13 protein-coding genes and 2 pseudogenes are annotated in these 13,587 nt (G+C 48.3%); 10 read left to right on the top strand and 5 right to left on the bottom strand.

Translation table 11 applies throughout. The features are described from left to right. The first annotated feature begins 339 nt into the window (after window positions 1–339). The 6 genes from EO763_RS10180 to EO763_RS10155 all read left to right on the top strand — a co-directional run bounded on the left by EO763_RS10180 (window position 340) and on the right by EO763_RS10155 (window position 5,644). Window positions 340–1,119 (top strand): SDR family oxidoreductase, encoded by a 780-nt coding sequence (locus tag EO763_RS10180; RefSeq protein WP_161528863.1) that lies wholly within the window; start codon window positions 340–342, stop codon window positions 1,117–1,119. A 165-nt stretch (window positions 1,120–1,284) separates the two neighbouring features. Further along, a complete protein-coding gene (locus tag EO763_RS10175) occupies window positions 1,285–2,100 on the top strand; it encodes a TauD/TfdA family dioxygenase (protein WP_039489296.1) in 816 nt (271 codons plus the stop codon). 13 nt (window positions 2,101–2,113) lie between these two features. Beyond that, window positions 2,114–3,163 carry a sulfotransferase family protein gene (locus tag EO763_RS10170; RefSeq protein ID WP_161528862.1) on the top strand — a complete coding sequence of 350 codons (1,050 nt, stop codon included), beginning with the start codon at window positions 2,114–2,116 and terminating at the stop codon, window positions 3,161–3,163. Further along, window positions 3,147–4,391: an aminotransferase family protein gene (locus EO763_RS10165; RefSeq protein ID WP_161528861.1), complete on the top strand. Its 1,245-nt coding sequence runs from the start codon at window positions 3,147–3,149 to the stop codon at window positions 4,389–4,391. The genes EO763_RS10170 and EO763_RS10165 overlap by 17 nt, the downstream gene beginning before the upstream one ends. 54 nt (window positions 4,392–4,445) lie before the next feature. Continuing rightward, window positions 4,446–5,099 (top strand): 2OG-Fe(II) oxygenase, encoded by a 654-nt coding sequence (locus EO763_RS10160; RefSeq protein WP_103162465.1) that lies wholly within the window; start codon window positions 4,446–4,448, stop codon window positions 5,097–5,099. Continuing rightward, a complete protein-coding gene (locus tag EO763_RS10155; RefSeq protein WP_161528860.1) occupies window positions 5,096–5,644 on the top strand; it encodes a DEAD/DEAH box helicase family protein in 549 nt (182 codons plus the stop codon). Before EO763_RS10160 ends, EO763_RS10155 begins: the two co-directional genes overlap by 4 nt. A 47-nt stretch (window positions 5,645–5,691) precedes the next feature. On the opposite strand, the gene EO763_RS10150 is transcribed toward EO763_RS10155, so the two are convergent. Further along, window positions 5,692–5,940, bottom strand: coding sequence for a GlsB/YeaQ/YmgE family stress response membrane protein (locus tag EO763_RS10150; RefSeq protein WP_010300843.1), 249 nt, complete (start codon window positions 5,938–5,940; stop codon window positions 5,692–5,694). Window positions 5,941–6,077: 137 nt separating this feature from the next. Next, window positions 6,078–6,380, bottom strand: a pseudogene (locus EO763_RS10145) (helix-turn-helix domain-containing protein); the annotation flags it as partial. A 275-nt stretch (window positions 6,381–6,655) separates the two neighbouring features. Here EO763_RS10145 and EO763_RS10140 point away from each other — a divergent pair. Next, window positions 6,656–7,390 (top strand): hypothetical protein, encoded by a 735-nt coding sequence (locus EO763_RS10140; protein WP_161528859.1) that lies wholly within the window; start codon window positions 6,656–6,658, stop codon window positions 7,388–7,390. A gap of 1,008 nt (window positions 7,391–8,398) precedes the next feature. On the opposite strand, the pseudogene EO763_RS10135 reads toward EO763_RS10140, so the two are convergent. The 3 genes and pseudogenes from EO763_RS10135 to EO763_RS10125 all read right to left on the bottom strand — a co-directional run bounded on the left by EO763_RS10135 (window position 8,399) and on the right by EO763_RS10125 (window position 10,197). Then, a pseudogene (locus EO763_RS10135) lies at window positions 8,399–8,910 on the bottom strand (Hcp family type VI secretion system effector). 47 nt (window positions 8,911–8,957) lie between these two features. Further along, entirely contained in the window at window positions 8,958–9,149 is a 192-nt protein-coding gene (locus tag EO763_RS10130) for a hypothetical protein (protein ID WP_161528858.1), read from the bottom strand. Window positions 9,150–9,573: 424 nt separating this feature from the next. Further along, complete coding sequence (locus EO763_RS10125) at window positions 9,574–10,197, bottom strand: helix-turn-helix transcriptional regulator (RefSeq protein WP_161528857.1); 624 nt, start codon at window positions 10,195–10,197, stop codon at window positions 9,574–9,576. Between the two features lie 249 nt (window positions 10,198–10,446). On the opposite strand from EO763_RS10125, the gene EO763_RS10120 reads away from it, so the two are divergent. From EO763_RS10120 to EO763_RS10110, 3 genes are read left to right on the top strand one after another with little or no spacing between them, the layout of a single operon-like run. Next, window positions 10,447–11,421: a threo-3-hydroxy-L-aspartate ammonia-lyase gene (locus EO763_RS10120; RefSeq protein ID WP_103199149.1), complete on the top strand. Its 975-nt coding sequence runs from the start codon at window positions 10,447–10,449 to the stop codon at window positions 11,419–11,421. A 10-nt stretch (window positions 11,422–11,431) separates the two neighbouring features. Continuing rightward, window positions 11,432–12,373 (top strand): ornithine cyclodeaminase family protein, encoded by a 942-nt coding sequence (locus EO763_RS10115; protein ID WP_161528856.1) that lies wholly within the window; start codon window positions 11,432–11,434, stop codon window positions 12,371–12,373. Further along, window positions 12,370–13,533, top strand: coding sequence for a DSD1 family PLP-dependent enzyme (locus tag EO763_RS10110; RefSeq protein ID WP_161528855.1), 1,164 nt, complete (start codon window positions 12,370–12,372; stop codon window positions 13,531–13,533). The genes EO763_RS10115 and EO763_RS10110 overlap by 4 nt, the downstream gene beginning before the upstream one ends. Window positions 13,534–13,587: the final 54 nt, after the last annotated feature.

Raw genomic sequence — 13,587 nt, 5'->3', positions numbered from 1 at the left:
AAAAGCCGAACAGAAAAAATAAATACGTTGCCCTGAATAAGGGCAACAGATACTGAATTAATATAGTGGGAACAGAGAAAATAATTAGCGCCATAGGGTATAATTTTTATTTAGGTAATTAATGCGTGACCACTCACAACTCAAAAATATCCTGTTTATTAATGACAGAATATAACTGGAATTTTTTCCTGATATCTATTTACACTCAATGCAGTTGCTCGTGCTAACCCTTCCTATTTTAAGTTTCAGCCACGTTATTCAATAATAACGATTTATTCTGTAACTTGAATTAATGAGGGCACATTCTAATGGACAGAGATCTCATATAAGGGAATACGTATGGATACGCCGCACTTCTTTGATCTGTCTGGAAAAACCGCGCTAATCACCGGAGGATCGCGTGGGTTGGGGTTGCAAATTGCTGAAGCACTCGGCGCTCAAGGGGCGCATATTATCCTCTCAGCACGCCACGCCGATGAATTGCAGACCGCGCAGTCACACCTCTCCTCATTGGGTATTCGTGCCGAATGGATTGCCGCCGACAATGCGCAGGATCGCGATATTGAGCGCCTCGCAGAGGAAGCCATCGCCAAGACAGGCCAGATAGATATTCTCGTCAATAATGCCGGTACGGCATTCGGCTCCCCAGCGGAAGACCATTCGATTGCTGACTGGGATCGCGTCATGAATCTGAATATCCGCAGCCTGTTTTTATTAACGCAGAAAATCGGCAAAGGCAGCATGATCCCCCGCCGCTATGGGAAAGTTATCAACGTGGCGTCGCTTGCTGGCTTGCAGGGCAACCTGCCCGGCTGGCTGGAAGGCATCGCGTACAGCACCAGCAAAGGTGCCGTGGTGAATTTTACCCGTGCATTGGCGGGTGAATGGGGTGAATTTAATATCACCGTCAATGCGCTCGCCCCCGGTTTCTTCCCTTCCGCCATGACACAGAATTTGCTAAATCGCCTTGGCGTTGATGCACTGGCGAAAAAATCACCGTTGCGGCGTATTGGGGACGATGAAGACTTAAAGGGTGCAGCGATCCTATTTGCCTCCGATGCCAGTAAATATATTACGGGTCAAATACTTTCCATTGACGGAGGCATGAGCGCCATATAAACCGCGCCTATATTATTAGCTATCAATTATTCTATCTTTAATCATTCCAAATCAACGAGGCTCATGGAGGAGGCGCGTAATACAGCCAATAGGCATGCAACTTGAAGTATGACGGATATAAATTCATGTACGTTTTCAGTCGAGCTAATTACAGGAGTAATAGCGATGAAAAGTTGCTTTGATGGATGGTCACCACAAGTCATTGATAGTGAAGATAAGAAGGCAGTCATTGCGCATATCGAAAAATATCGCTTTGCCGTCGTTACCCGCGAATGGAAATACGATGATTCCGATTTCCAAAAAATGTCAGCGCTTTATTCATTGGGTGATATTTATCAGTCAGCCTTTAACCGTCAGGAACACAAAGAGGGCGTATCCACATCCGGGGTGAATCAGATTGGCGGGCTCTCACACGGCACGCATATGGTTTTCAACAGTACCTCACACCTTTCTCTTCATACCGATGGCTCTTATATCCCGATTGGGAGCATAAAAACGTCTATCCTCCTTTGTAAACAACATGCCAGCCAAGGGGGTGGAACCGTCCTGTTTGATAGCGTATCCGCGTTTCAGAAGCTCCGGGCTGAGCACCCTGATTTAGCGAATATTCTGCTTGAAGAACAGATTTTCAGACGCCGTTCAACTGGGACACAATCCGGGACACAGTACGCCCATATCGGTCCGGTTTTTCGTCCCGATCGGGACGGCGGATTTATTGGCGGGTTTACGCTGGATGTGACCGCCGACTGGGACTATTCACGCAATATCAATCCTCGCGTTGTCGAGGCCGTCGAGTACATGTCGCAGTTGGCCGCTGAAGGTAGCCGCTATCACCTGACATTCCCTCTCTATCGCGGACAGGCCTTGATCATGCGTAACGATAAAATCTCTCACGGACGCCATGCCTATACGGACGATCCCGCCTCCCCAAGAACCCTGCTGCGAGGCATGTTCACCCGCGCCCCCACCCTGATCGCATAATCAAGGAGAGATCATGACCGATCGTTCAATGACGGAATCCGCGTTAGCGGCGCGCTGGGATGGCTGGCTGACGTGCCCGCAAGAACACCTTCAAGCCCGGATGCGAGATGAGTTAACCGAGCTACCGATAAGCGAGAAAACGCGGGCAGCGATGCTGGCCTTCGTTCATGAATACCGTCTCAACGGCGTCAACTGGAGCGTTCAGGGAATACGCGGAGACGAAGTTCAGGCGCAGCTACAGGATCTTCAACATGACGCACCGCCTTATTTTGCGTGGTTCTGCGAAAAGATTGCCCTTGCTGAAAAATACAAATGGGTCGGTGGCAGCGTGGATGCGGATGTTCTGGCGGCACAAACTCGCTATCAGAAATTTGCCATCATCTCTACGCCCAGAGCGGGTACCCATCTGCTCCGCACGCTGTTAGGTTCCCACCCGAATATTGAAATGCACGGTGAAGCGTTCAACCGGTTTGGCCAACATTTACTGCCCTATTCCGTTAAAGACACCGCTATCGAGACGATCCTGCATCGTCACCTGTTCAGACCCTATTTTGAATATGTCGAAGCGGTCGGTTTCGTGCTGTTTCGGGATCTTGATACTAACTGGGGCGATGCGCCGATCTGGCCTGCCTTGCTGGCAATCCCCGACCTGAAACTGATCCTGCTGGAAAGAAGAAGCCGACTACAGCAATTCGTGTCGTTGAAGAAAAGCCTGCGCGACCGCATCTGGTACGTCGGCCAGCATGATAGTCGCCCGATTTCTCACGAAAAAATGGCCGTGTCGGTCGATGAGCTAACGGCGTTCATCGATAGCAATCTGGAAAATCAGGCCGCGTTTTATCAGGCTTTTCAGCACCATGACATCCTCACCCTTGACTACGAAGAGGTGATGTCAGCGCCCGATATGGCTTCCAGCACGGTGCTGTCCTTCCTGGGGATTTCCGATTCCAGACTCTGTGCCGGTACAGGAAAAAAAGAGACCCGAACGATTGATTCGATCGTGAGTAACGTTGACGACATCAGAACCGCGCTGACAGGGACACAATATGAATCCTACCTCTAACCCATACTGGCCACCTTATACGGCACTCGCTGAAAAAGACGAACGCCCGATTATTCACCGTGGCGAAGGTGTTTATCTTTATGATGAACGCGGGCAGCGCTACTTTGACGGGATGTCGGGCTGCTATAACCATTGTCTGGGGCACTCTCACCCTGAATTCATTGCCGCTCTGCAACAGCAATTATCCACGCTGATTCATGCCTGCAATATCTATTCAAACACCCAACTCCCCGGCGAACTGGCCGAAAAACTCGCCGCTAAGCTACTCGGTACAGGCCTTCGCAAAACGTTCATCGTCGGGAGCGGCAGCGAAGGTGTTGAAAGCGCACTCAAAATGGCCTGGCAATATCAGGTCAACCGTTCCCGCCCAGCGCGAACGAAAATCGTGGCGATTAACGGCGCGTACCACGGCTGTACGCTCGGCGCGATGATGGCGACAAGACGCCCTTTTATCAACGAGGGTATTTTACCGTCTCTGCTCGACAGCAATACGATCACGATGCCCCCACCTGAACACCTCAGCGATATTCGCGGCTGGGAAACGCTGTTGGAAGAGCAGGAAGCGACCATCGCCGCCGTCATTATTGAACCGATCATGGCAATGGAAGGCACCCGATTGCTGCCTGAGGGCTTTCTACAACAGCTCTCGCAGTTAACAAAAAAACACGACATTCCGCTGATCTGTGACGAAGTTTACTGCGGCGTTGGCCGTGCGGGGACGTTCTGTGAATCGGTCTCACAAGGCGCACAGCCTGACATTGTCATTTTCAGCAAGTGTCTGGGCGGTGGCGTTCCCATTACCGCCGTGCTTGCCACGGGGGCGATTACCGACAGCTTCAAAGGGCAAATGCCGCCGTTTTTCCGCCACGGTCATACGCAATCCGGCAACCTGCTTGGCTGCCGCGCGGCGTTGTTTGTCATGGATTATCTGGATGCGCATCACCTCTACGATGAGGTCACGGCAAAAGGAAGGACGATCCTCCAGCTCGCCAAACAGCATTTTCCTCAGACCGAGGGGCTGATCAGCGTGCAAGGTAAAGGGCTGATGCTATCGATGACGTTTGAGTCCCTCGAACAGTGTGGCCGTGCGCAGGCGGCGATACGCCAACATGGCGTCATCGTTGGCGCAGCGGGTCCGTACTTAAAACTGGCACCCGCGTTCACGATTTCAGCCAACGAAACAGAGGAACTGATTCAACGTATGACTACCGCACTGGAAAGCCTCTGATGGGCGTTAACCACCACTATCCGTCAGGTGTGATTAATAACAGGGAGTGAAAAAATGTCCGACTATTTTGATCTTGAACGCATCATCCACGGCAAACGGCATGAAACCCCTTTCCAGTGGGGAGAATTAACCCAGATATGGCGTAACAGCACTATCGCCTCAACGCTTGCTCACGAGTTCCCGACCGACGGGTTTAACTATCGTGAACGTAACGGCGGCTACTTTTATCGTCGTACCCTTATTCCTTTAGCCTCCGGCAAGGTGAGCGACACCACGACGCTGTCCGACGCCTGGCTGGGAATGTGCAACGACTTGGTTTCTGACGACTTTACTGCCGCCCTGTCCGCCTTCTGCGGTGCCGACCTTTCCGAATTCAAAATGGAAGCCGTGGCCTTTCGCGGCGGGCGGGATACGCACTACCTTCCCCATGTCGACGCATCCTTGAAACGCGGATTCCGCCTGATTATCTATTTTAACGCCGAATGGGAAGAAAGCTGGGGCGGAGCCTTTCAGATCCTCAACCCAGAGAATCATGCTGACGTCTGCCATTCCGTTCTCCCGATTATGGGCAACGCCAGCGTCATCATCCGCAACGGGTTTTATGAAACCTGGCATGCGGTCATGCCGCTAACCGGCATCTCCGTCAAAACACGTAATGCGCTGAATATCACCTATTACGAGCCCGGCACGACGAGTACGGCACAGTGAAGAAGCTTATTTTTCTCTACGGGCCGCCTGCGGTGGGGAAACTCACTGTCAGTCGCCTGCTGGCGGAGAAAATGGGGGCAACGCTATTTCATAATCATCTGACGTATGATGTAGCGATGGCGGTGCTCCCGCCGGATAGTACATTTAGCACGCTCCGGCGCTTCGCCTGTCAGCTAAGGCTCTACGCCATCACGCTGCTTTTTGCAGAGAGTAATCGCGATCTGATCACGACCTTCTGCTATGAGGGAAGCAAAGACGACGAGTATATTGAGGCGATAAAGACACTGTGCGCGGAACATGGCGTGACGCCATTTTTCGTTCAACTCTGTAGCGACGAAGCGCACCTCTTAAATCGCGTAGAAAACGCGGATCGACATCAGTTCGGTAAGGTGAATACGCAGGAGAAACTCAAAGAAATTCTGAGGAATTACGACTACGCCGACACGATCGATGCCACCCATCATCGTTCACTGCACACCTCTGCGCTGGCCCCTCACGAAGCCGCAGAACAGTTACTCGACTGGTTTTATTCATCTTCATATTGACGCAACAGAAAGCACGTTGCCCCTGAACAGGGGCAACGGATACAAAATTAATCCCGAATCTTGCGATATACCCACAGCACGACAATCGCGCCGACAACCGCCACCACAAAACTGCCGAAATTAAAGCCATCGACCCGGCCGAACCCAAAGAAAACGCTGATATAGCCGCCCACAACTGCACCGACAATCCCGAGCAACACCGTCAGGATAAAGCCGCCGCCGTCTTTACCGGGCATAATCCACTTAGCCAAAATCCCCGCAATCAAGCCAAAAATAATCCAGGACAGAATACCCATACCTACTCCTCGCGTTTTCGTTTCACCACACCCGCTCTCTCGCCACTCATCGGCAAAGCGAGCCGTTAAGCAAGTATAGGTGAGGATTGGGGAAGTTGTGGGTGGGCGCTTCATGATGTAGCACTGCGCATCACTCACTGGGGGGAACGCTGAACCAGAAGTGGCAAAATATGCAGGATATCCGCGACTGGCCAGCCTGGTGCTCGTCCGGGTTTTATGCTCTTTAGTCCTTCAACACCCTGTAAAGTAAACCAATTTATCCATCTTCCAACGGATGAGCGTGCGGCACAGAGCAGTCTGGCGACGTCGGAGACGGTCATTCCCCGATGTAGCATTAGTATGGCGATGAGTCGTCTGGAATGGTTTTTATCGCGAGTCTGTTGGGCTTCTTTACGCATTAGTCGTCGTTCTTCATCAGGGATTGCTGCTATGATCGGCATCGCTCAGTCCGGTTGGTGATTTGTTTTGATTTGCCGATTGATCAGATCGCACAACTCGGACTGAGTTCCCTTCAAGTGAGCTACTATTTGGCTTGGCGAAGCTATTTAGAATGAATGCAAGGTAATAATTACCGGAAAAATTATTTCTTCTGTTAGATTTGATTGTTTACTATTTATATTCTTTTAAAAACATACGGTGTATGCTATTTTCCTATAGCTAACAATAAGTATTGTATCAATAAGTGAAATTATTTTCACATGGAGAATCATTAATAATGGAATATATAGAATCATCTAATCGAGTGCTCTCCAGATATTATGATGCCTTTATCAAAAGAACTAGCAGCATCATTCAGGAAACAGCAGAAGACATTGGCACAGGTGCGGCAAGAATGTCAGTGTGGATATCACCATATTCAATCGCACATTTGAATCCTAACTACGCACAAGCAATGACTGAATACAGATCTTTGATAATTAATGAAGATAAAAGGATGCTATACTGTTTGTCTTCCTTGGTCAGGAAACCCTCTATTATTTATGACATGGTGAAAGCAATTTTAGATTATTTGTTTTCCAAAATGCCTGAGAAAGAGCAAAAAGAATTATCGGAAAAATTTAAAGATATAGGGTATAAGTTTTCTAATGCTATAACAGATCAAGTAGTTAAACAATCAACAAAAATTGCTTTAATTGAGGCATTATCACAACTAATTGCATCAAGAATATTTAATGACCCAGAAGTAAAGCGTATAGCAAAAATATTAGCTCAAGGGGTTATTACAGCATTTCAAATATATGGTTATGTAGAAAAGGCATCTCGTGCCGCCCGAAAATTAAGGCGCGATGATAAAGTCATATATAACATGCTTTATTCCCAAGGTACAGAGATGTTATATTTCATTATAGCAAAAAAAATCAATCCCCTTATCGTGGTAACTAGATCGAACGACCATACTAATGCTGATGATTTTATCAATGTACTGGCTGATATTTTTTATGATTGGTAATCATTATGTTAAAAAACGTAAAGTCTGTTTTTTTTGATATTCTAGCCATTATTTTAACTGGTATCTTCTCGATTGTTATCATTTACTTATGTGGATATATGCCAGAGAGTATTGTTTTGCCATTTGCTGGCATTGGATTCATATTGTCATTTTGGTTAAGCCACCATTTAGTGGACAAACTGAGGTAATTATAATTTTTTTAATTTTTAGTCATTTACTATCGGTAGGTTTTTATTCCCAGTGTCTGCATTATGCTTCATATTTTTATTTTGGTTTATTGAGTATTTATCAGATAAACTATAGCCATCAATAAAGTCAGTAGAGAATGGAATATAATCATGAAAGAACGCATTTTTCATTAAATAACATGACTCCGGCAGAATTCATCCAGACTCTCCAGAAAGACAAAGATATCGAATTAGCCAGAGGAAAAATTAGCCATCAGATCAGTCAATTATCAAAAAGAGTAATAATAGCATTTCAAATATACAGTTATGTTGAAAAAGCCGCGCAATCCGCACGAAAACTAAGACGTAATGATAGAGTCATATATAACATGCTCTATTCAAAAAATACTGAGATATTATACTTCATCGTAGCGAAAAAAAATAGATCCTTTGATTGTTGTGACAAAATTAAACGATCATACTAACGCTGATAAACTTATAAATGCACTTGCTGATATTTTCTACGACTGGTGATGTCATGTTAAAATCGATAAGATCTGTTTTTTTAGACATTTCTGCTATTTTTCTGACAATTATATTTTCAATCCTATCAATTTATATATGTGGGGAGATTTTTCCTGAAGATATTTTATTTCCATCATCCGTATTTGGTATTATATTTTCATTCTGGCTTAGTAATCGACTAATAAATAAGTTTAGGTGATTGAATAATATGCAAGATAAAAGTGTTTTTTAATTCATTAATCCGTGTATTTCTTAGTAGGTAAAATAAGGCACAGTCACTAATAAAGTGATTATCTGTACCTGTATTTTAATTAAATCACAAAACACTATCATTCCAGATACTATAGCCAGATGTTCCTGCTACTTTATGCTCCCATGATATAGAGTTATATTTTAATAAAATTTTTTCATATGGCATCATTTCATTGTTATTTATTGAGTGTGGGTAATTACAGGAAATATCAACAATACGCGCATCTGTTAATTTAATTTCGTAAAAAAGCTCCAGTTGACCAGCAGAATTTACTCTATATAAGAAAAAATTAGCTGTTAATCGCTCATTTGAAGAGGTTGAAACACCAAGTAACGGTGATGATTTATCAATAAATTTAATTAACTCAACAGGATGGCAGGACAGGTTATCATCATAATTCATTGAGTGATTGAGTGATTGAGTGATTGAGTGATTGAGTGATTGAGACTCAATACTTGTATTTGGTCTTCATGACCGAGTTGACTTCTATTACCAATTGATTGCAGTGATGAACAACCAGAAGAAATTAACCCTTGCTTATCACCTGTAAGTTCTAAATAAATAATGCTAGACATTTGTCAATAACCTCAAGAAGTAAATTTATTAATGCATTGATGGTGTATCAATGCTGGAGTGAAAGTTTTCGCCCATCTGATGTTTTCATTTCAACAAGATTACTTTGGGTAATTTGCATCAAAGAAAGGCATAACCTCAACATCAATGCCAATGTTTCTTCAGGAGGTAATGGACTATTAAGAAGGCTACTTTTTAATTGTTCATTAAGTTGAGTGGTTAATTCTTCTTTACTTCCCACATTCTCTCTTCATGAGTTAATTCACTATTCTTAACTTAAAATCAGCCATCCAAAATAGGGCATAAAACACGGTCTGATGGTTGATACGAATTAGTTATTGCACTCAATGTTGAAATATTACAAAACTTTCATCTGCATGATTCTGAACTGGATGGGAATACCCTAAAGTATGCGCTCTACGCCGTACTATTTTTCATAATAGAGACAGAGTGTACTGGGATCCGCTTAATCGAACCTATTAATGATAGCGTTGCTAACTATTATCTAGCACAGGGTTTTGAAGATATAACATAAGCCCACTAAATAACATCTACTGGTCGCACGTATGTCTTTATTCACGACCATTTTACTTAAAAAATTCAGCCACCATCACATCAGTAACTTGGCGTCTCAAAACAATCTGGCATTAAACGCTGCCCTTTACTTACTCCTTCGCATACAAATAAACCGAAGCCCGTGACACGCCGAGGTGCTGGGCGATAGTTTCCATCGATTTTTTGACTTCCAGCAGGCCACTGTCTTTCAGTTCCTGGAGCAGGATTTTTCTGTCCTGCGCTTTTAACGCCCGTGGCGTGGTGGCAAGCCGGGCAGCGAAGTGATCGATGTGTTGTCTGATCGCCGCCGCACCGTTGGGTTCCAGATGTTCGGTCACCGAGTCAGAAGCGAGCTGGGTGAACTGCGCCAGCGCATTTTGCATGCCGCGAAACAGCGTCATATCAACATTCAGGCACAGCGCGGCGACGTATTCACCTTCCGCATTTTTAATGCCGACCGAGGTGCTTTTTACCGGACGCCCATCGGCAAACTGGTTAGCATAGTTTGCCAAAATGTTAGGAAATTCAGGCGAGGCGATGCGGGCAAGACCCAGTTCCGTCGCAGGCGCGCCAACCTCCCTGCCGGAGAGGTTATTGTGAATGGAAAGTATCGCGTGTTCCGGGTTTTTCAGATCGTGCACGACCACTTCACAGAATGGCGCGAACGTTTCGCTTAACCCTTTGGCTATCGCATCTAACTGCGTCAGCAGCAGACCTTCTCCAGATGCAGACATATTCCTCTCCACTCCTCTACCCATGCTCGCGCAAGCGCGTTTTCTGGCGCTGAGTGTACTGTAAGTACACCTGATTTAGTACCACGCGCGGTGTCAGCGGCACGCGATGCACCTCACGTCGACCGAGAAGCTAAAGATAAATCATATTAGACAATTTATCTAATTTTATATATTTTGTTTATTAAGCATTCGACAGCATCGGGCCAACGGCCACGATATTCATAATCACTAACATCGGATTATCCAACTATGAGCGACTTACGCCTCCCAACCTACGACGATGTGGTAGCCGCAGCGGAACGTATTGATGGCTATGCCAATAAAACGCCAGTGATGACATCGCGCACGGTCAATGACGCATTCGGTGCAGAGCTTTTCTTTAAGTGTGAAAACTTGCAACGCATGGGCGCATTCAAGTTTCGCGGTGCGATGAACGCACTGTTGCAGTTCTCGGACGAGCAGAAAGCCGCTGGCGTGGTCACCTTTTCTTCCGGCAACCATGCGCAGGCGATTGCGCTGGCCGCCAAATTACTCGGCATTCCAGCAACGATTGTCATGCCACACGATGCCCCGGCGGCAAAGGTCGCAGCCACGCGCGGTTACGGCGGAAACGTGGTGGAATACAACCGATATACCGAAGATCGTGAGCAGATCGGCAACGATCTGGCGAAAAAGTATGGCCTGACGCTTATTCCTCCTTACGACCACCCGCACGTTATTGCCGGGCAAGGCACTGCGGCGAAAGAGTTGCTGGAAGAAACGGGTGAACTGGACGCCCTATTCGTCTGTCTGGGCGGCGGCGGATTGCTGTCAGGTTGTGCGCTTGCCACCCGTCAGCTATCCCCACACTGCAAAATTTATGGCGTCGAACCTCTCGCGGGCAACGATGGGCAGCAATCTTTCCGCAGCGGCAACATTGTGCATATCGATACGCCCAAAACCATCGCCGACGGCGCACAGACTCAGCATTTGGGTAACTATACCTTCCCTCTGATTCGTCAGAATGTCGACGATATCCTGACCGTGACGGATGACGATCTGATTGACGCGATGCGGTTTTACGCCGAACGCATGAAGATCGTCGTTGAGCCGACGGGGTGCCTCAGCTTTGCAGCAGCGCGCAATCTCAGGGAATCGCTACGCGGTAAACGCATCGGCATTATTATCAGCGGCGGGAACGTTGATATCAGCCGCTACGGCGCATTTCTGACTGGCAATGCCTAAGGAAAAAACGATGATCTTTATTTCTGAAGCGGAATCAGCGGAACTCATCAACCATGAGCTGGCTTATGACGCCGTGCGTGAAGCCCTGCTCGCCGCCAGCGAACCGGAAGCACGCAGTTTTCCGGTGGTACACGGGCAAGGCTCCGATACGGTCAACACCTTCAGCATCAAGGCTTCAGCAACCGGTGAACTCGCGGGGCTAAAAGTCGGTTCGTTCTGGCCGAGAAACCCCGCTAACGGGCTGCCTCGCCATAATTCCCTCATTCTGCTGTTCGATCAGCAAATCGGGAAAATCGCTGTCGCGATTGAAGCCGGAAAGGTGAATGCCTTTCGTACCGCCGCCGCCAACGCCGTCGCCGCCGATTTACTGGCAAGACCCGATGCCGTAGTTCTGGCTGTGTTCGGGACCGGTCATCAGGCCCGCTACGAATGCGCCGCGCTGGCAAGAATACGGCCAATTCGTGCCGTGCTGATTATCGGGCGCGATAGCAGCAAATCCACAGACATGGCGCGAGAGCTCCAGGCTGCCGGGTTGGATGCGCAAATCAGCGATGCCGAAAGCGCGTGCCGCGCAGCGGATATCATCGTGACTGCAACGCCCTCACGCGCGCCGCTGTTTAACGCCGAATGGGTTAACGCCGGAACGCACGTTGTCAGCATGGGATCGGACGCCGTTGGCAAGCAGGAATTGCCGCCCGAGCTGTTTACCGCAGGCCGCCTGTTTTGCGATCTGCCTTCCCAGTCCCGAATGATTGGTGACTTCCAGCACGCGCCAGCTCATGTGACGCTGACCGCCATCGGCGACGTGATTAGCGCAAGCGCAGCAGGACGACAAACGCCGGACGACATCACCGTGTTTGACAGCTCCGGCTTGTCCATTCAGGACTTATATATCGGCCAGCGCATTCTTGCCGCCTGGCAACAGGCTAAACGAAATGAAGGTGCACAATGAACAAGAGTGAATGGCTTAACGCGCTGGAAACGCCCTTTTTGCTGATTGATGAGTTCCGCTTTCAACGCAATATCGACAGGCTTTATCAGCGTACGGAAAAATTAGGCAGCCAGATCCGGCCGCATCTCAAAACGCTACGCTCGATTGAAGCTGGTCGCTATCTACTCAAAGACACCGCTTCACCCGCGACAGTTTCGACGCTGGCAGAAGCAGAGGCCTTTGCCAACGCGGGTTACACCAACCTGCTCTACGCCGTGGGGATCGCCCCGCACAAGCTGCCGCGCATCGCTAACCTCATCCACAAAGGCGTGAATATTCATATTCTGCTGGATAGCGCAGAACAGGCGCGCGCAGTGACCGATTTCGCACTCGCCAATAGCGTGACGTTTTCGGTGTTTATTGAGATTGACTGTGACGGACATCGTGGCGGCATCCCGCCGGAAAGCGACGCGTTACTTGAATTGGCAAAGCAGATCGACGGCAACGGCGCGACGCTTACCGGCCTGCTGGCACATGCGGGAGAATCCTACGCCTGCCGCACGGACGAGGCGATCAGAGCGGCCGCGCGTGCCGAGTGTAAAGCCATCAATACCGCCGGACAGCGTGTACGGGCGCTGGGAATTGCCTGTCCTGTGCTCAGCGTCGGTGCCACGCCAACGGCGCACTTTGCTGAGGATTTAACTGGTGTTACCGAAGTCAGAGCGGGCGTGTTCACCACGTTCGATCTGGTGATGAAAAATGTCGGTGTCTGTTCGCTGGATGATATCGCGCTGTCGGTCGTCAGCACCGTGATTGGGCACAATCGCGAGAAAGGCTGGGTGTTTATCGATGCGGGTTGGATGGCGCTCTCCCGCGATCGCGGCACCGCGTCTCAGGCAAAAGATTACGGTTACGGACTGGTTTGCGACCTGAACGGCCGCCCTTACGACGATCTCTGCGTAACAATCACCAATCAGGAACACGGCATTATCGCACTACCCGCCGACAGTGGGCTTTCTATGGATGATTTCCCCGTCGGCACCCGACTGCGGATATTGCCTAACCACGCCTGTGCGACGGCTGCAATGCATCAGCACTATCAGGTTTTAAAATCAAACAAGCAGGTGCTGAAATCACACACGCATGAACAAGAAACCTGGCAGCGTATTACCGGCTGGTGATTGAACATCATCGGTCATACCGCCCGATCTGAACACGTCGGGCGGACATTTTTT

It is taken from the genome of Pectobacterium odoriferum (assembly GCF_009931295.1).
Lineage (GTDB): Bacteria > Pseudomonadota > Gammaproteobacteria > Enterobacterales > Enterobacteriaceae > Pectobacterium > Pectobacterium odoriferum.
The sequence above is the reverse complement of the archived record's forward strand: the minus strand, read 5'-3'. Positions and strand labels throughout refer to the sequence as shown.

Excerpts from the sequence above, each read along its gene's own strand:
- EO763_RS10180 (WP_161528863.1), top strand. The coding sequence starts at position 340 with ATGGATACGCCGCACTTCTTTGATCTGTCTGGAAAAACCGCGCTAATC.
- EO763_RS10120 (WP_103199149.1), top strand. The coding sequence starts at position 10,447 with ATGAGCGACTTACGCCTCCCAACCTACGACGATGTGGTAGCCGCAGCG.
- EO763_RS10160 (WP_103162465.1), top strand. The coding sequence starts at position 4,446 with ATGTCCGACTATTTTGATCTTGAACGCATCATCCACGGCAAACGGCAT.
- EO763_RS10110 (WP_161528855.1), top strand. The coding sequence starts at position 12,370 with ATGAACAAGAGTGAATGGCTTAACGCGCTGGAAACGCCCTTTTTGCTG.
- EO763_RS10115 (WP_161528856.1), top strand. The coding sequence starts at position 11,432 with ATGATCTTTATTTCTGAAGCGGAATCAGCGGAACTCATCAACCATGAG.
- EO763_RS10170 (WP_161528862.1), top strand. The coding sequence starts at position 2,114 with ATGACCGATCGTTCAATGACGGAATCCGCGTTAGCGGCGCGCTGGGAT.
- EO763_RS10165 (WP_161528861.1), top strand. The coding sequence starts at position 3,147 with ATGAATCCTACCTCTAACCCATACTGGCCACCTTATACGGCACTCGCT.
- EO763_RS10125 (WP_161528857.1), bottom strand. The coding sequence starts at position 10,197 with ATGTCTGCATCTGGAGAAGGTCTGCTGCTGACGCAGTTAGATGCGATA.
- EO763_RS10140 (WP_161528859.1), top strand. The coding sequence starts at position 6,656 with ATGGAATATATAGAATCATCTAATCGAGTGCTCTCCAGATATTATGAT.
- EO763_RS10150 (WP_010300843.1), bottom strand. The coding sequence starts at position 5,940 with ATGGGTATTCTGTCCTGGATTATTTTTGGCTTGATTGCGGGGATTTTG.
- EO763_RS10175 (WP_039489296.1), top strand. The coding sequence starts at position 1,285 with ATGAAAAGTTGCTTTGATGGATGGTCACCACAAGTCATTGATAGTGAA.